This is a genomic window from Kitasatospora sp. NPDC058115, assembly GCF_042884635.1.
In the GTDB taxonomy this organism is placed as follows: domain Bacteria; phylum Actinomycetota; class Actinomycetes; order Streptomycetales; family Streptomycetaceae; genus Kitasatospora.
Genome location: NZ_JBHVTL010000009.1, coordinates 41665 through 58119, shown reverse-complemented (window position 1 = coordinate 58119; position 16455 = coordinate 41665). Strand labels below are relative to the sequence as shown.

Annotated in this window: 12 protein-coding genes and 1 pseudogene; 6 read left to right on the top strand and 7 right to left on the bottom strand. The window is 73.8% G+C overall.

Annotated features, from left to right (window positions below):
• Positions 1-170: 170 nt before the first annotated feature.
• Positions 171-800 (bottom strand): hypothetical protein, encoded by a 630-nt coding sequence (locus tag ACFVVL_RS11860; RefSeq protein WP_387673670.1) that lies wholly within the window; start codon positions 798-800, stop codon positions 171-173.
• Between the two features lie 445 nt (positions 801-1245).
• Between ACFVVL_RS11860 and ACFVVL_RS11855 the strand changes: the two genes are divergently transcribed.
• Complete coding sequence (locus tag ACFVVL_RS11855; RefSeq protein WP_387673667.1) at positions 1246-1941, top strand: hypothetical protein; 696 nt, start codon at positions 1246-1248, stop codon at positions 1939-1941.
• A gap of 153 nt (positions 1942-2094) precedes the next feature.
• Here the strand turns inward: ACFVVL_RS11855 and ACFVVL_RS11850 are convergent, their stop codons facing one another.
• Positions 2095-2322: a hypothetical protein gene (locus ACFVVL_RS11850; RefSeq protein ID WP_387673664.1), complete on the bottom strand. Its 228-nt coding sequence runs from the start codon at positions 2320-2322 to the stop codon at positions 2095-2097.
• 454 nt (positions 2323-2776) lie between these two features.
• On the opposite strand from ACFVVL_RS11850, the gene ACFVVL_RS11845 reads away from it, so the two are divergent.
• Positions 2777-2980: a cold-shock protein gene (locus ACFVVL_RS11845; RefSeq protein ID WP_045694210.1), complete on the top strand. Its 204-nt coding sequence runs from the start codon at positions 2777-2779 to the stop codon at positions 2978-2980.
• Between the two features lie 370 nt (positions 2981-3350).
• A complete protein-coding gene (locus ACFVVL_RS11840; protein ID WP_387673661.1) occupies positions 3351-4847 on the top strand; it encodes a DEAD/DEAH box helicase in 1497 nt (498 codons plus the stop codon).
• Between the two features lie 472 nt (positions 4848-5319).
• Here the strand turns inward: ACFVVL_RS11840 and ACFVVL_RS11835 are convergent, their stop codons facing one another.
• The 3 genes from ACFVVL_RS11835 to ACFVVL_RS11825 form a co-directional block, all read right to left on the bottom strand.
• The gene (locus ACFVVL_RS11835; protein ID WP_387673658.1) at positions 5320-6672 is read right to left on the bottom strand and encodes an MFS transporter; all 1353 of its coding nucleotides are present in this window, start codon (positions 6670-6672) and stop codon (positions 5320-5322) included.
• 277 nt (positions 6673-6949) lie between these two features.
• Positions 6950-8119 carry an acyl-CoA dehydrogenase family protein gene (locus tag ACFVVL_RS11830; RefSeq protein WP_387673655.1) on the bottom strand — a complete coding sequence of 390 codons (1170 nt, stop codon included), beginning with the start codon at positions 8117-8119 and terminating at the stop codon, positions 6950-6952.
• Between the two features lie 56 nt (positions 8120-8175).
• Entirely contained in the window at positions 8176-9732 is a 1557-nt protein-coding gene (locus tag ACFVVL_RS11825) for a long-chain fatty acid--CoA ligase (RefSeq protein ID WP_387673652.1), read from the bottom strand.
• 111 nt (positions 9733-9843) lie between these two features.
• Here ACFVVL_RS11825 and ACFVVL_RS11820 point away from each other — a divergent pair, with 111 nt between their 5' ends.
• Together ACFVVL_RS11820 and ACFVVL_RS11815 are read left to right on the top strand one after the other, a co-directional pair.
• Complete coding sequence (locus tag ACFVVL_RS11820; protein WP_380294688.1) at positions 9844-10476, top strand: TetR/AcrR family transcriptional regulator; 633 nt, start codon at positions 9844-9846, stop codon at positions 10474-10476.
• A 104-nt stretch (positions 10477-10580) separates the two neighbouring features.
• Positions 10581-11768, top strand: a complete 1188-nt coding sequence (locus tag ACFVVL_RS11815) for a serine hydrolase domain-containing protein (RefSeq protein ID WP_387673649.1) — start codon at positions 10581-10583, stop codon at positions 11766-11768.
• A gap of 125 nt (positions 11769-11893) precedes the next feature.
• Here ACFVVL_RS11815 and ACFVVL_RS11810 read toward each other — a convergent pair whose 3' ends face one another.
• Entirely contained in the window at positions 11894-13297 is a 1404-nt protein-coding gene (locus ACFVVL_RS11810; RefSeq protein WP_387673646.1) for an alpha/beta fold hydrolase, read from the bottom strand.
• 358 nt (positions 13298-13655) lie between these two features.
• Between ACFVVL_RS11810 and ACFVVL_RS11805 the strand changes: the two genes are divergently transcribed.
• The gene (locus ACFVVL_RS11805; protein ID WP_387673643.1) at positions 13656-14042 is read left to right on the top strand and encodes a hypothetical protein; all 387 of its coding nucleotides are present in this window, start codon (positions 13656-13658) and stop codon (positions 14040-14042) included.
• A gap of 318 nt (positions 14043-14360) precedes the next feature.
• Here ACFVVL_RS11805 and ACFVVL_RS11800 read toward each other — a convergent pair.
• A pseudogene (locus ACFVVL_RS11800) lies at positions 14361-16455 on the bottom strand (hypothetical protein); the annotation flags it as partial.

Genomic DNA, 16455 nt, shown 5'->3' with positions numbered 1-16455 from the left:
CGGGGCCCGGTGGCTCCGGCCGGAAGGCCGGCCGGTGCCACCGGGCAGGGGTGTGAGGGGGTCAGTACGCGGGGAGTGGCGGCGGATCGTCTGCGGCACGTCGACCGGGCCCGGAGGCGGCCGGCCGTTCCGGCCCGTCCGACCCGACGGCCGGACCGCCCGGGCGGTGGTCAGCGCAGGCGGGGGGCGGCGGTGCGGGCGATCTCGGTGAGGGCCTGGTAGGCGGTGGCGGTCTGGTCCGGGGTGAGGGCCTGGTCGGTCTGGGCCTTCAGCTCGCAGTCGAGGTTGCTGTCCCGGACGGTGAGCCGCAGGTCGGCGTGCCAGGGGACGCTGTCCGGGGCCCGGTACCGGAACGCCTGCCGCCCGAGGTCGGGGACGTCGGTGACGCCGCCCACCGCGTCCTTGGCGGCGGTCTCGCGCGCGTACTTGTGCATCTCGATCGCCTTGGCCACGCCCGACCAGGCGCTGCAGTGCACGACCGCGCGCGCGAACACCCCGGTGCCGCCCAGGTACTGCCGGCACTGGGCGCCGCTGGAGACCTTGGGGTCGGCGCCCGTGACGGTGTTCTCCGGGGCGTTGCTCAACGGGCCGAGCACGGGGGTCAACGGGGAGAAGTCCACGACGCCGCACACGTCCCGGGGCGGCCGGTAGTCCCCCGGGCCGTCGGTGGTCTCCGGGGGCGGGGCCGGGGGCGCCGCGGTCGGTGCGGAGCCGCCGTCGCAGCCGGCCGTGCCGAGCAGTGCGAGGGCCAGTACCCCGAGTGCGAGGATCGAGCAACGGCCGTGGCCGACACGCAACATGATGCTCCGTCTAATAGTCCGGAACTGCCCATGTCAGGCTAGCCCACCCTCCCCGCGCGGCGTCCGGACTTTTCCGGGACCCGTGCCCTCGGCCCCCGTACCGGTGCCCGGCGTGCGCCGCGCGCCGGCCGGGCCGCTCCGGGTGCGCCCGCCCGGCAGTCGGTGCGGGCGAAGGCGATCACGATGGCGTCGTGACCGTGCTGGGTGACGGGGCACCAGCCGGTGCCGGTGCGGCCTTCGGGGCGGGTGACCTGGCAGGTGTTCCGGTCGGCGCGGAACGCGGCCCGCAGGAACTCCGGAGCCGCGGTGGCTCATGCGGCGGAACCGCTGAGGCCAGGAGTCGGTCAGGACTCTTGACAGCCCGGTGGCCCGGACCACCAGTATTGGTCCAGGCCAGAGTGCTTCAGGTCGCCGAAGTCCCCCACCTTCGAAGGGAGCGCGGTCCATGCCCGGACCCGTTCGCGTACCACTCCGAGCCCTGGTCGCCGCCGCCGTCACCGCCACCGCCATCGGCGGCGTGGTGCTCGCCGGTGCCGGCACCGTCACTGCCCGCGCGGCGGGCAGCCCATTGCCCGCCCAGGCCTTCACCCCGTACGCCGAGGCCCGGGCCGCCGCCACCGCCTCCTCCCTGTCGGCCTCCGCGTCGCCCTCCGCGTCGAGTGTGCCCGCCATCCTGGTGCAGCTCAGCCCGTCCTCGGGCACGGTCACCGCCGGCTCGTCGACCACCGCGACCGTGAGCACGGCCATCATCAACAACGGCTCGAACACGTCCATCGCGATGACGGTCAGCGGCGTTCCTGCGGGGGTCACCGCCGCGGTCAGCCCGTCCTCGGTCAGCGGGGGCTCCAGCGCCGCCCTGTCGGTGTCGACCGTGTCCACGGTCGTCCCCGGCACCTACCCGCTGACGGTCAAGGGCACGTTGACCGGCACCTCGGCGACGTCCTCCGCGACCTACACGCTCACCGTGACCGGCACCGCCCCGGCGTGCTCCACCGACCCCTGGGTCGGCACGCAGGTCTACACCGGCGGCACCACCGTCGCGTGGAAGGGCCACCGGTGGAGCGCCAAGTGGTGGACGCTGGGTGAGGAGCCCGGCACCACCGGCGAGTGGGGCGTCTGGCAGGACCTCGGTCCCTGCTGATCGGCAGGCATCGCCGGGCCGTGCATCGGGCGGCTACCCGCCCGTGCCGGGGCCGTCGGCGGGGCCGCACCGGCACGGTGTGTCACCGTCGTGCGCGGCGTTCCCCGCACGTGAGCCGCGCGGCACGATCGGCCGCGCGGCGGGTGTCGGTGGTCAGAGTTTGAACATCGCGGTGTACGGGTGGGTGATGCGTTCCTGTCGCGACCCGAAGTCGACGAGGACCGCGGCGTCGGTGTCTCCTTCGGTATCGATGACCCGGCCGAGGCCGAACGCGTCATGGGTGACCCGGTCACCGACGGCGAAGTGCTTGGGCGGTGCCTTCACGCGCGGTTTGAAGGGGCTGGTGGGCAGAGGGCGGCGACCTGCTGCAAATTTCGTCATTGCGGCCAGTATGCGCCTGGAAGTGCGGGAGTGGGGCCCTCCGGGTGCAGGAATTCGGCTCCGGCCGAAAATGCCGCACGCCGCGCCCGAGTGGCCGGCGGCGGTGCGCGGGGCATGCCGCGCCGGGAATCCCGGGGCGCCGGCGGCCCCGGCCGGGGCCCCGCCGCACGGCCAAGGGTCCTGCCCCGCAGGCGTGTTCACGGTTCCCCGGGCTCGGGGTGGCCGTTCGGCGGGACGGTGCCCGCGAAACCGGCGACGGAGCATCCCGCCGCAGCGGGTGGGGGCCTGCTACAGTCGACTCAGTTGCAGTTGTGGTTCCCATGAACTTTGTGTGCGCCTGCTGATGTGTTGCAGGCGCATTTTTTGTTCCCCGGTCTTTCCCGGTGGGCGCTCCATGCGGTGACTCGAAGCCCGCGCTGTGCGTGCTTCGGACAGTCCCTTGAAGGAGATTTTGATGGCTAATGGCACCGTGAAGTGGTTCAACTCGGAGAAGGGCTTCGGCTTCATCGAGCAGGAGGGTGGCGGCCCGGACGTCTTCGCCCACTACTCGAACATCAACGCCAACGGCTTCCGTGAGCTGCTTGAGGGCCAGAAGGTCGAGTTCGACGTCACGCAGGGCCAGAAGGGCCCGCAGGCCGAGAACATTCGCCCGCTGTAGTTCTTCTGCCACGGCACCCGCCCAGGCAGCGAGGGGCCCGCACCGTGCACATGCCCGGTGCGGGCCCCTCGGCCATTGCGCCACGGCGCACCCCCCGGCCGTTCGGACTCCTGGCTCCGCCGACGGCGGCTGTTCCCACCCGGGACGCACGGCGCCGCGCCCCTGATCGATGCCCCGCCGCGACGGCCCGCGGTTCGAGGCTCTCCGCTTCCGCCCGGCGGTGAGCACCGACGTCGGCGACGCGCCGCACCGGTTCCGTCGCCCGCGTCCTGTTCGTCACACTTCCGGCCCGTTCCCTTGCGGTCTCCGCCCGGCGTCCCGCGCCGCGGGGTCTTCCTCGTGACGTGTCGCCCCGAGGAAGGTCCTCCGCATGGCCCGCACCAGTCGCTCCTCGCACCACGACGCCGACGTCCGTTCCAGCACCGGCCGGCCCGCCGCAGGCCGACGGTCCTCCGGCCGGAGCGCTCCTCGGCGGTCCTCCGCGCAGGGGGAGTTCGCGATGCCGGTGAGCACCACCCCGGCGTTGCCGGCCGTCGGGTCCTTCGACGAGCTGGACCTGCCGAAGGCGCTGCTGTCGGTGCTGACCCGCCAGGGCGTCACCGCGCCGTTCCCGATCCAGGCCGCGACGCTGCCGAACTCGCTGGCCGGCCGCGACCTCCTCGGGCGGGGCCGCACCGGCTCCGGCAAGACCATCGCGTTCGGCCTCGCCGTGCTGGCCCGCACGGCCGGGCAGCGGGCCGAGCCGCGCTGCCCGCTGGCCGTGGTGCTGGTCCCCACCCGTGAGCTCGCGCAGCAGGTCACCGAGGCGCTCACCCCCTACGCCCGCGCCGTGCGCCTGCGGATGGTCTCCGTGATGGGCGGGACGTCGATCAGCCGCCAGGCATGGATGCTGAACCGCGGGGCCGAGGTCGTGGTGGCCACTCCGGGCCGGCTCAAGGACCTGGTCCAGCGTGGCGACTGCCGACTGGACCGGGTCGGCATCACGGTGCTCGACGAGGCCGACCAGATGACCGACATGGGTTTCCTGCCGCAGGTCACCGAACTCCTCGACCAGGTCGCCGAGGGCGGCCAGACGATGCTGTTCTCCGCCACCCTGGACCGCAACGTCGACCGCCTGGTGCGGCGCTTCCTCAGGGACCCGGTCACGCACTCGGTGGACCCGTCCGCGGGCGCGGTCAGCACCATGGAGCACCACGTGCTGCACGTCCAGAACTCCGACAAGAGCGCCACGATCGCCCACATCGCGTCCCGCGACGGCAGGGTGATCATGTTCACCGACACCAAGCACGGGGCGGACCGCCTGGTGGAGGACCTGCTCGCGAACGGAGTGAAGGCCGCGGCCCTGCACGGCGAGAAGTCCCAGCAGCAGCGCACCCGCACCCTGGAGCAGTTCCGCACCGGCGAGGTGACCGCGCTGATCGCGACCAACGTCGCCGCCCGGGGCATCCACGTCGACGGGCTCGACCTCGTCGTCAACGTGGACCCGCCGGTCGACCACAAGGACTACCTCCACCGGGGCGGGCGCACCGCCCGGGCGGGGGAGTCCGGCACCGTCGTGACGCTGGTGCTGTCCAGTCAGCGCCGCACGACGGCCCGCATGATGACCACGGCCGGCATCACTGCCGTCAACACGAGGGTCAGCGCGGGCGGCGAGGACCTGGCCCGCATCACCGGGGCCCGCGTGCCCACCGGCGTTCCCACCGTGATCCCCAACCCCGTCGTCGAACGGCCGCGCCGCCACGGGTCCGCGAGCCGCCTCGGCCGTTCCGCCCGCGCCACCGCCGAAACCCGGGCCGCCGCCGGCCGCGGCGACCAGGGCTCCTCCGGCCGGCGCCGGCCGCCCAGGCGCGCCGCGCCCGCCGCGTAGCGGACGTACGGCCGTGGGGTGGGCGCTGCTGCCAGGTGACCCGGTCGCCCTCCGGCGAACGAGCCACCGCCCGAGTGCGCGGTGCGGAGGTGGTAGCCGGCGGACTGGGCCACGGGGTGCCCTCCCTGCCGGTGCGCGGCACCGGCCCCCTGTGCCCCGGCTGCCGGACAGCCCGTGGTCGGGCCACGCGTGCGACCTTCCGCGTGTCGGGCGACGTCGCCCGGTCCGGTGGGGACGGCGGATGCCCGCTGCCGACCGCACATCGCCGACGCCCGCCGCAGTCCGGCGGACAGCCGCCGGCCCTCACCTGCGGCTCCCCGCGCCGGGGGTGCCGGCCGGGGCGAGCCGGCCGGGGTGAGCCGGCAGGACTCGCGCGGGAACGGACGCAGCTGTCGGTGAGCGGGCGGGTCGGCCGTCGGCCTCCTCGCCGTGGGGTGCGAGGAGGCCTCGGCGGGGCCGGGGCGGGCGGCCGTCAGGGGCGTCCGGGAGCGGCCGGTTCCCGGTCCGGTCGCAGGCCCAGCCGTCGGGCATCGTGTTCGGGGCGGATGGTGATGATCGCGAGCGCTCCCGCCGTCGTCATCACGAGGGCGGCGAGGAGGAAGGCGGTGCGGTAGCCCGTGCCGGGATCGGGCGCGGTGTCGAGGAGGCGGCCGGTGAGGAAGGGGGCGAGGAGCCCGGGGAGGGTCCCGGTGGCGGCGACGATGCCGAACAGGGCGCCGCGCTGGGCGCTCGGGACGACCTCGGCGGTGGTCATGTAGTGCAGGGGGATGGCGAGGCCGACGCTGCCGAAGGCGAGCGCGATCAGGAGCAGCCGGGGTACGGCGGCGTCGGTGAGGGGGAAGGCCGCCATGGCGCAGCCGGCCACGCAGACCGCGATGCCCTGGGTGGCGCCGGTCGACCAACGGCTCGACACCCGGCGGGACTTGAGCGCGTCCATGAGCGGGGAGACGGTCAGCAGCAGGACGAGGCTGAAGGCGGAGACGGCGCTGATGGTGGTGGCGGCGGCGTTCGGGGTCATGCCGAGTTCGGTGCGCAGGTAGGCGGGGAGCCAGGCCTGGCTGAGGGAGAGCGCCCAGGCGGCGCCGAAGGCGCTGGAAATGCTGCCGAGCACGGTGCCGGTGGTGAGCAGCCGGCGGTAGGGCAGGTGGTGCGGGCCGGTTCCCGGCGTGCCGTCCGCAGGGGCGGCCCGGGCGTGGTCGAAGGGGCCGTCGTGGCCGACGCGCCACCAGAGCAGGCCCCAGAGCGCGCTGACGGCGGCGAGGGCGGCGAAGGCCGAGCGCCAGCCGTACCCGGTGATCAGCCAGGTGAGGACGGGGGCGGCGATGAGGGTGCCGAGGGCCGCGCCGCCGATCTGCAGGGCGGAGGGCAGGCCGCGGCGGTGCGGGGGGAACCACTTGTACAGCGCGTGCATGGACATGGAGGCGGCGGGCCCCTCGGCGGCGCCGAGCAGGGCGCGGCCGGCGATCAGCGCGGGCACGGTGGCGGAGAGGAGGACGGGCAGTTGGGCGACGGCCCACAACAGGGTCATGGCGAACAGGAGGATCCGGGTGGACAGCCGCGTGGAGAGGAAGCCGACGAGGAGGCCGGAGAGGCTGAAGAGCAGGGAGAAGGCGCTGGAGACCAGGCCGTAGGTGCTGTTGTCGATGGCGAGTTCGTCCATGATCGGGACGGCGGCGAGGCCCAGGACGGACTTGTCGGCGAAGTTGACGACCATGAAGGCGACGATCATGGCGGTGATCAGCCAGGCGCGGCGGCGGTCGTACGGGGGGTCCGGGACCGGGGTGCCGGTCCGGTCGAGCGGGGGCGCGAGGGGGCGGGGTGCCATGGGTGACTCCTGCGGGTGGGGGTGGGGCAGGGGGTCGTGACATCGGAGGAGGGCCCGGTGCGGTGCGGGGGTGGGGGCGCCGGAGGAGGCGGGACGGTCGCACCGCGGCGGCGGCGGCGGCGGCCCGGCCGCGGTCGTGCGGCGGGCCGCGGTGCCGCGGTGCGACCGCGGCCGGGACGGACGGCGGTCAGGCGTACGGGCCGCGCTCCCGGGCAGCGGGCGCGGTGCGGGTCGCCCGGTCGCCCGGTCGCCCGGTCGGCGGGGTCGGCGGGGTCGGTCAGACGAGGGCCTTGACGATGGCGTTCTTGTGGATCTCGGTGGTCCCGGTGACGATCCGGAACATCCGCAGGGTGCGGAAGATCTGCTCGACCTCGTGGCCGCGGGTCAGGCCGTCCTTGCCGTGGATCTGGACGGCCTGGTCCGCCACCCGGAAGCACGCCTCGGAGGTGAACAGCTTGCACATGTTGGCCTCCACCGCGATGTTCGCGCCGCTGTCGGCCCGGGCGGCGGTGGCCGTCACCATGGAGCGGGCCGCGTAGACGTCGGTGGCCATCTCGGCGATCTTGTGCTGGATGGCCTGGAGCCCGAGCAGCGGCCGGCCGAACGCGATCCGGCTCTTGGAATGGGCCACCGAGAGGTCCCAGGCGCGCCGGGCGGCGCCGATCAGCGAAGGGCAGTGGAGCAGCCGGTTGAGGGTGACCCGGCCGATGCCGATGCGCAGGCCCTCGCCGACCTCGCCGAGCAGGTTGGCGGCCGGGACGCGGCAGTCCTCCAGGAGCAGGTCGCCCTCCATCTGCTGGCCGGACATCGGGACCTCGCCGTCCAGGACCCGGCAGCCGGGGGTGTCGAGGTCGACCAGGAAGGCGCTGTAGGCCTCGTCGGTGCCGGCCATCCGGGCGACGACGATCGCGAAGTCGGCGAAGGGCGCGGCGGAGCTGAAGACCTTGTGCCCGTTGAGGAGGTAGCCGTCGCCGTCGGGGGTGGCGGTGGTGCTCATGCGCCGGACGTCGGAGCCGGCGTCCTGCTCGGTGAGGGAGAAGCAGCAGGCGCGTTCGCCGCGGATCACCGGCAGGAGGTAGCGCTCCAGCTGGTACTCGGTGGCGTACTTGACGATCGCGCCCACCCGCAGCGGCCCGCCCAGGTCGCCGAGGACGGAGTGCGACAGGGCGGCCCCGGAGGCGGTCAGCTCCTCCTTCAGGGCGCACAGCTCGGTGAAGGTCAGGCCCTGGCCGCCGAGTTCCGGCGGCAGGCTGATGCCGTAGAAGCCGAGTTCGGTGCTGCGCTTCCAGACGCGTTCGAGGGTGGCGCGGTCGAGCCTGCTCTCCGGGGTGATGCCGTGCTCGCGCTCGAAGGGGATCAGCTCGTCCGCGAGGTAGCCGCGCAGCCGCACGACCAGGTCCTGGAGGCGGGGGTTGTCGTCGTAGGAGGGGGTGAGGGTGTAGGGCATGGGGCGGTTCCTGTTCCTGGTGCTTTCCTGCTGCTGGTGCCGTCGCAGCAGGCGGGTCAGTGGACGCGGCGCTCGGCACCCGCCCAGTACGGCTCGCGGATCGCGCGGCGGTCGATCTTGCCGTTGGGGTTGTGCGGCAGGGCGGTGACGAAGTCGACGGAGCGGGGCTTCTTCATCCGGGCGAGGCGCTCGGAGCAGAACGCGATGAGCCGCTCCTCGGTGAGTTCGGCGCCGTCGCGCAGGACGACGACCGCCTTGACGGCCTCGCCCCACTGCTCGTCGGGGACGCCGACGACGGCGGCCTCGTGGACGTCCGGGTGCTGGTGGAGGACGGCCTCCACCTCCACCGCGTAGATGTTGAACCCGCCGGAGATGATCATGTCCTTGCGGCGGTCGACGATGAAGACGTAGCCGTCCGGCCGGCGACGGGCGAGGTCCCCGGTGAGGAACCAGCCGTCGCGGAAGGACTCGGCGGTCAGCGCGGGCTCGTTGTGGTAGCCCGGGACGACGTCGGGGCCGCGGACGGCGATCTCGCCGATCGCGCCGTCCGGCACCCGGGCACCGGTCTCGTCGACGATCCGCACGTCCGCCTCGGCGAGCGGGCGCCCGCAGGACAGCAGCAGTTCCTCGTCCTCGCCCTCGATCGCGCGCCGGTGGTCCTCGGTGGACAGGAACAGGACGCCGGAGGTGGTCTCCCCGCACCCGTATCCCTGGGAGAGCACGGGACCGAACAGCTCCCAGGCGGCGCGGATGCGGGCCGGGGACATCGGCGCGGCGCCGTAGATCAGCTGGCGCAGGCTGGAGAGGTCGTAGTCGCGGGCGTGGGGGAGTGCCAGCACCGTGTTGACCATGGTCGGTACGACGAAGGCGTGGGTGGCGCGCTCCCGCTGGACGGTTGCGAGGAACTCCTCGGCGTCCCAGCGCGGCAGGACGATCGCGCGGCCCCCGGCGAAGAAGACGCCCATCAGGGGCATGCCGGAGGCGTGGGTCACGGGGCCGGCGAGGATCTGGCTCTCTCCCGGGCCGATCCGGGTGTCCGCGTTCATCACCGACTTGCGCAGCAGGGCCAGCCGGTTGCCGTAGGTCTGGACCGCGGCCTTCAGCCGGCCGGTGGAGCCGGAGGTGAAGTGGAGCACGGCGGTGTCCCGCTCGTCGCACTCGACGTCGACGGCCTCGGGGGCGGTGTCGGCCAGCGTCTGCGGGTAGCCCGGGCCGAGCTCCCCGGGGCCGTCATAGCACACGACCGTCTTCACGTTCGTCCCGGGAAGCGCCGCGCGGACGGTGTCCAGGTGGCCGGCGTCGGTCAGCAGGACCCGGGCCTCGGACTCGCGCAGCAGGTGCGCCACCTCGGCCTCGCCCAGACGGGCGTTGACGGGGACGCGGGCCAGCCCCGCCTTGTACAGCGCCACTTCGGTGACGACCAGTTCGGCGCGGTTGGCCGCGAGCGTCGCGACCCGGTCGCCCCGGTCCAGCCCCATCCCGCGCAGCGCGGTCGCCAGCCGGTCGCTCCGGTCGTCGAGTTCCGCGTAGGTCAACCGGACCGGGCCGCAGACCAGCGCCTCCGCGTCCGGGTGATGGCCGGCCGTCCGGCGCACGTACCGCCCGAGGTTCATGGGCACCTCCACAGAGATTCCGAACACTTAGTTCGGAAAGTAGTTTGGTGTCCGGCAACCTAAGGGCAGCGCTAGGGTCAGGTCAACGGTCCGGAGCAGAAGGAAGACAACGTGGAAACGAAGCCCGCAGGAGACCGCCGCGTCCGCCGCACGCGCGCCGCGCTGCGCCGGGCCCTGGTGGAGCTCACCCTGGAGAAGGGGTTCCAGGCGATCACGGTCGAGGACATCACCGAGCGCGCGGACGTCGGCCGCGCCACCTTCTACGCGCACTGCCGCGACAAGGAGGACCTGCTCGTCGGCATCGTCCGCGACCTCGCCGAGGACCGCGAGCGCCTGCTGCCGGCGGTGCGCCAGGCGCACGCCCAGGGCTTCACCGGGCTGCCGGTGAAGTACATCTTCGAGCACGCCGAGCAGGAACGGCCGGTCTACCGGGTGATCCTGCGGGGGGAGGGCGACGGGCGGGCCCTGCGGGAGTTCACCGAGCTGATCCGCGCCCGCGCCGAGGCCGCGTTCCGCGACCGGGCCGCGCAGCTCGGGGCGACGCCGCGGATCCCGCTCGACCTCGTCGCGCGGGCCTGGACCGGCGAACTCGTCGGCCTGCTGTCCTGGTGGGTGGAGGGCGACACCGGCTACAGCGCCGCCGAGATCACCGCCCACCTGCGCGACCTGTCCGTCTACGGCCGGGTGTGGGCCACCGGACTGGCCCCCTCGGACGCCCCGGGAGCCCTGGACCTGACGCCGTAGCCGCCCGTCCGCGCCTCCCGATCCGGGCAGCTCTGGTCGATTTACCGAACACAATGTACGGTAACGGCCTCTGGAAGCCACGCCTGAGTGAGTGGAGCTGCCGCATGACCACCATGCCGCCCCTGTCCGACCTGACGTGGGCCCGCGGATTCACCGATCCGGCCTGGGCCCGCCGCCACACCACCTCGGGCCGGGAGACCGTTCCGAGCCGCGCCGTCTGGCGAGGCGGCGACGGCCCCCGGGACCTGCCCGCCGCCCCGCCCGGGGCCCTCGACGGCCTCTCCTTCACCGGCCCCGGCGGCCGCACGCTCGGCCTCGATCAGCTGCTCGCCGAGGCCGAGACCGACGCCCTGCTCGTCCTGCACCGGGGCAGGCTCGTCCACGAGCAGTACCTGCACGGCTGCCGGCCCCACGAGCCCCACTTCAACGCCTCCGCCGCCAAGTCCTACCTGGGCCTGCTCGCGGCCGCCCTCATCCACGAAGGACACCTCGACCGTGACGCCGAGGTGGTGACGTACGTCCCCGAACTCGCGGGCACCGCCTTCGGCGAGGCCACCGTCGACCACCTCCTCCACATGGGCACCCGGATGAGCTACGCCGGCCGCCGCTACGACAAGGCGCTGGAGGCCCAGCGCTACTTCGCCGTCCTGGCGCCGCAGTTGCGGCCCTTCGGCTACAGCGGGCCCGCCACCATCCGCGAGCACCTCGCGACGGCCCGGTCCACCGGCGCGCCCGGCGTCGAGTTCCGCTACGAGAACGGCAACGTCGAGGCCCTCGCCGAAGTCCTGCGCCGCGTCACCGGCGTCACCACCTCGGCGCACCTGTCCGACACGGTCTGGTCCCGGATCGGCGCGCAGGAGGACGCCTACTACAGCGTCGACGCCGAGGGGACGGAGGCCGCCTGCGGCGGGTTCAGCGCCACCGCGCGCGACGTCGCCAGGCTCGGCGAGATGATCCGTTGCGGCGGAGCCGTCGGCGACCGGCAGGTGATCCCCGAGGCCGTCGCCTCGACCATCGTCTCGGGCGTCCCCGACGGCTACCCCCGCCACGTCCGCTTCCCTGCCGCACCCGCCGCCGCGCCGGCCACCCTCTCGTACCACGACCTGTGGTGGATCCCCAACGACCCGTACGGCTCGTTCATGGCGAGCGGCATCCACGGCCAGCGGCTCTTCATCTGCCCCGCGCTGGACCTGGTCGTCGTCCACTACGCCTCGCAGATCGTCTCGCCCGCCGTCCCCCAGGTCCCCCTCGTCCAGGCCTTCCTGACGATCGGGAACCACCTGAACACCTAGGCCGGCCGCTCCTCTCCGTTCCCGCCGGTCAAGGCTCCGGGAACGTCGGAGCGTGCCCACGGGACATCTCGGCGGCGGTCGTGCGGAACCCTGGGGCCGTCGCGGCTCCCCGTCGCGGGCTTGCGCTACTGCAGCAGGAAGGCGTGGACGGCCTGGCGTCCGGCCGGGTTCTCGGCCCGGTTCTGCACCGAGTGGGCGGCCCCGGGGACGATCACTCTCCGCGGGTGGTGCGCGAACCCGGTGTACTCGTCCATCAGTTCGTAGGGTGTGGCGAGGTCGCGGTCGCCGCCGAGCAGCAGGACCGGCACGTCGGGCAGCCCGAGGTGGTCTGGCGGCGTCGGCGGGACCGGCCGGCGCGGCCAGTCGAGGCAGACCAGGAGGCTGCCGAGGCCGGTCGCGGTCCGCGGGTCGTAGGGCCAGGTCTGTTCGGGGGTGAGGTGCTCGCGGGTGTGCTCCAGTGCGGCGGCGCGGCCTTCGACGGGGGTGTCGGTGGTGCCCCAGGGGAAGTGCGAGTCGGCGCAGACGGTGGCGGAGTGCAGGCCCTGGCTGAGTTCCTCGGCCGTGGCCGTGTCGACCTCCCGGTGGACGAGGTCGAAGAAGTCCTGGAGCTGCGCGGGCCGCCCGGCGGCGGCCTCGTGCAGGATCTCCGGGACGCCGCCGTAGTCGGGGTCGACGAATTCGTAGCCGGTGAGCGCGCTGAGGATCCGGGCGCCGTTGCCGTAGCGGCGGACGGTGGCGGCGAGGTCGGCGGCCGGGTCGGTGGTGCAGCCGGTGGCGCGGCAGGCCGTGCGCAGGATCCGGGCGGTGGCGGGCAGTGCGGTCAGGTCGAGGGGGTCCATGCCCCGTCGTGGCGTCACCGAGTCGAGGACCAGCCGGGCCACGCGGGTGGGGTGCGCGAGTGCGTAGCGCTGGGCGGTGAAGGTGCCGTAGGAGACGCCGTCCAGGGTCAGGCGCCGGGCACCGAGGGCGCGGCGCAGCAGCTCGATGTCGGCGACGGTGTCGGCGGTGCTGTGGTGGCGGGCGTCGGGGCCGAGGGCGGCGGCGCAGTCGGTGACGGACTGCCGGCGCGGGACGGCGAGGTCGGAGGAGCCCATGTCCTCCTGGAGACCGGGGCACCGGAGAGCACCCTGGCCGGTGCCGCGCTGGTCGAACATCACCAGGCGGTAGTCCTTGAGGACGGGCTCCAGGCTGCCTGCCGTCCGCCTCATCGCCGGGACGCCGGGCTGGCCGGGGCCACCGGTGAGGAACAGCAGGTCGCCCCTGGGCGCCGTGGTGGTGCCGGTGACGGCCACCCGCAGGTCGAGGGTGCCGGGGGTGGCGCCGCTGTGGTCGAGGGGGACGGTGAGGGTCCCGCAGAGGAACTCGGGTGCCTCCGGGCAGGGCGCCTGTCCCGTGATCCCGCCGCCGGCCCCGGCCGCTTCGGCCGCTTCGGCCGCTTCGGCCGCTGCGGCCGGGGCGGCGAGGGCGGTGGCGGCGAGCACTGCGGCGGCACCGGCCAGAGCGGCGGCGCGGCCGCGCGTGCGTGTCATGTGCGTCCTCCCGGTCGCGCCGCGCTCCTGCCGACGCGGTCACGCAAGCAGCGTGCGCCCCGGGACACGTCGGCGCCCCGCGTCCACGACGGGACTCGCCCGGGAACCACCCGACCGAACCCGGCCGGTCCCGCAGGGGCGGGCGGGACCGCCCTGCCCGTGACCCCTGGCATGCCGCCATGCCCTCCGAGCAGGGCACCCGGGCCCCCTGCGGCAGCCGGCCGGACGGACGGTGGGCCTTGTTCGGGGGCGCGCTGCGGGATCGGTCGGCATGCCTGATCACGACGACTGGCGTCCACGGAAGTGCATGGGACGGGGTCCCGAGCCCGGGATGCGGCTCGGGGACAGGGGCCTCCGCGTGGTCGCCGGTGCGAGGCAGCAGCAGGGTGACCGCGGCGCCGACGGCTCCCTCGCCGGCCTGGCCCTGTCCCCGGACGACCCGCGGCTCTTGGGCGTGAACGGCGGGGGCCGGGGCTTCACCGTCGACCTCGCCGCCGACACCGTCACCGCGAGCTACGACATCACCCCGCACCGGTGGCTGCGGACCTTGTCGGTGAACACGGCGGGCACCCGGCTGTACACGCTCTCCCAGGACGCCTCGCTCCTCGCGATCGACACCGCGGCCAACGCCGTCGCCCCCGGCGAGGGCGTCGCGGGCCTGAGCGCCTCGGACGTGGAGCTGGGCCCGGACCGGCACACCTTCTACGCCGTGTCCGGCGCCGACCTGCGGATCATCGGCTTCTGAGCGTCCTCGGGCCGCGCGGGTCGCTCCTCATCGGGACACTCCGCGCGGCCCGCGCCGAGCGGCGAACCAGAACCCCAATGCCTTTTCCTCCCTCACGGTCGGCAGTATCGGGGACTGACAGCCCGCTTCGGCTCGCAGCGGCGGGCACGGCAGGCGTTGCCGCCTGAGGGAGTGTCCCCGCACCGCACAGCCTGGGCGGCCGGCACCCGCACAACACGCGACGGATGAGGAGGAGGGGGCCGTCGGCGTGCGCCGACGGCCCCCTTGCACTGCTCGCGGGGTACCGGTCACATGGCCGGGTCGGCCTGGTCGGCCCGGTCAGTGGTTGCGCTGCCGGCGCCTGCTGAAGCCGAGGGTGAGTGCGCCGAGGATCAGCAGCAGGCCGCTGATGCCGGTCACGGTGAGGGCGATGGTGCCGGTGCGGGCGAGGATGCCGGTCGGTCCGGTCGGTCCGGTCGGTCCGGTCGGTCCGGTCGGCTCGGGGACCGCGGGGCCGCCGGGTGCTGCGGGGGTGTTCTGCTCGACCTTCACCGTGGCGGTGGCCTCGGGGGAGGTGAGCGGGGTGGTGCCTGCCTTTCCGGTGGCGGTGGCGGTGTTGACGACCTTTCCGTGCTCGGCGTCCTGGGCGGTGACGGTGTGCGGCTTGGTGGTGCACGTCATCGACTCGCCCGGGGCGAGGCTGGTCCGCGGGCAGGTCACCTCGCCGGCGGTGGGGTCGTCGACCTTGATGTCGGTGACGGTGAGGGTGCCCTGGTTGGCGACGGTGAGCTTCCAGTCGATGCGGTCGCCGGTGTCGGTCCTTCCGCTCTTGTCGGTGTCGGTGACGTCGGCGGTCTTGGTGAGGCCGAGGACGCCCTGGCCGTCGGAGGGGATGGTCACGTCGGACGGCGGCGAGACCGGCGGTTCGCCGCGCGGCGGGGTGCCGGTGGCGGTGGCGGTGTTCTTCACCGTGCCCGCGTCCACGTCGGCCTGGGTGACGGTGTAGTCGGCGGTGCAGGTGACGGTGGCGCCCGGAGCCAGCGAGGCGGCGCCGCTCGGGCAGGTCACGGCGGAGAGCCTGCCGTGCCCGGTGAACCCGCCCTCCTTGATCGTGACGTCCTCCAGCGTCACGTTGCCGGTGTTGGTGACGGCGAAGGTGTAGGCGACCTTCTCACCGGCGACCAGTCGGCCGGGCTTCTCGGTCTGGGCCGACTTGACGAGGGCCACGGCCGGCTTGGGTGCCTGCGGCAGTTCCACCTCCGACGGCGGGGAGACCGGGGGTTCGCCGCGCGGCGGGGTGCCGGTGGCGGTGGCGGTGTTCTTCACCGTGCCGGCGTCCACGTCGGCCTGGGCGACGGTGTAGCCGGCGGTGCAGGTGACGGTGGTGCCGGGCGCGAGGGCGGCGGCCTCCTTGGGGCAGGTGATCGGGTCGAGCTTGCCGTGGCCGGTGAACCGGACCTCGTCGATCGTGACGTCCTTCAGCGTCACATTGCCGGTGTTGCGGACGGTGAAGCTGTAGGTGATCTTCTCGCCGGTGACGAGCTTGTCGTCCTGGGTGGTGGTGGCGGACTTGAGCAGGGTCAGGCCGGGCTGGTCGGTGGTGGTCGCCGTCGTGTCGGACGGCGGGGACACCGGCGGCTGCCCCTTGGGCGGGGTACCGGTGGCGGTCGCGGTGTTCTTCACCGAGCCCGCGTCCACGTCCGCCTGGGTGACGGTGTAGCCGGCGGTGCAGAGCACGGCGGCGCCGGGTGCCAGGGCGGCGGCCTCCTTCGGGCAGGTGACGGGGGAGACCTTGCCGCTGCCGGTGAACGCGGTCTCGTTGACCTTGACGTCCTTGAGGGTGACGTTCCCGGTGTTGGTGACGGCGAACGTGTAGGTGATCTGCTCACCGGCGACCAGGGTTCCGGTGGAGGAGGACTTCACCAGTGCCACGGCCGGCTGTTCCGGTGCCGGGAGGAGCGCGTCGGCCGGCGGGGAGACCGGGGGTTCGCCGCGCGGCGGGGTGCCGGTGCTGGTGGCGGTGTTCTTGATCGACCCGGCGTCGACGTCGGCCTGCGTCACGGTGTAGGTGGCGGTGCAGGCGACTGTGGCGCCCGGCACCAGCGATGCGGCCTCGGCGGGCGGGCAGGTGACCGCCGACAGCGTGCCGCTGCCGGTGAAGGCGGTCTCGGTGACCTTCACGTCCTTCAGTGTGAGGTTGCCGGTGTTGGTGACGGTGAAGTCGTAGCGGACGGTCTCGCCGACGACGAGCTCGTTCGGCTTGCTGCTGTGCCCGGTCTTGACCAGGGACAGGGCGGGCTTGTCGGCCGTCGTCGCCACGGTCTGGGACGGCGGGGAGGCCGGGGGTTCGCCGCGCGGCGGGGTGCCGGTGCTGGTGGCGGTGTTCTTGATCGACCCGGCGTCGACGTCGGCCTGCGTCACGGTGTAGGTGGCG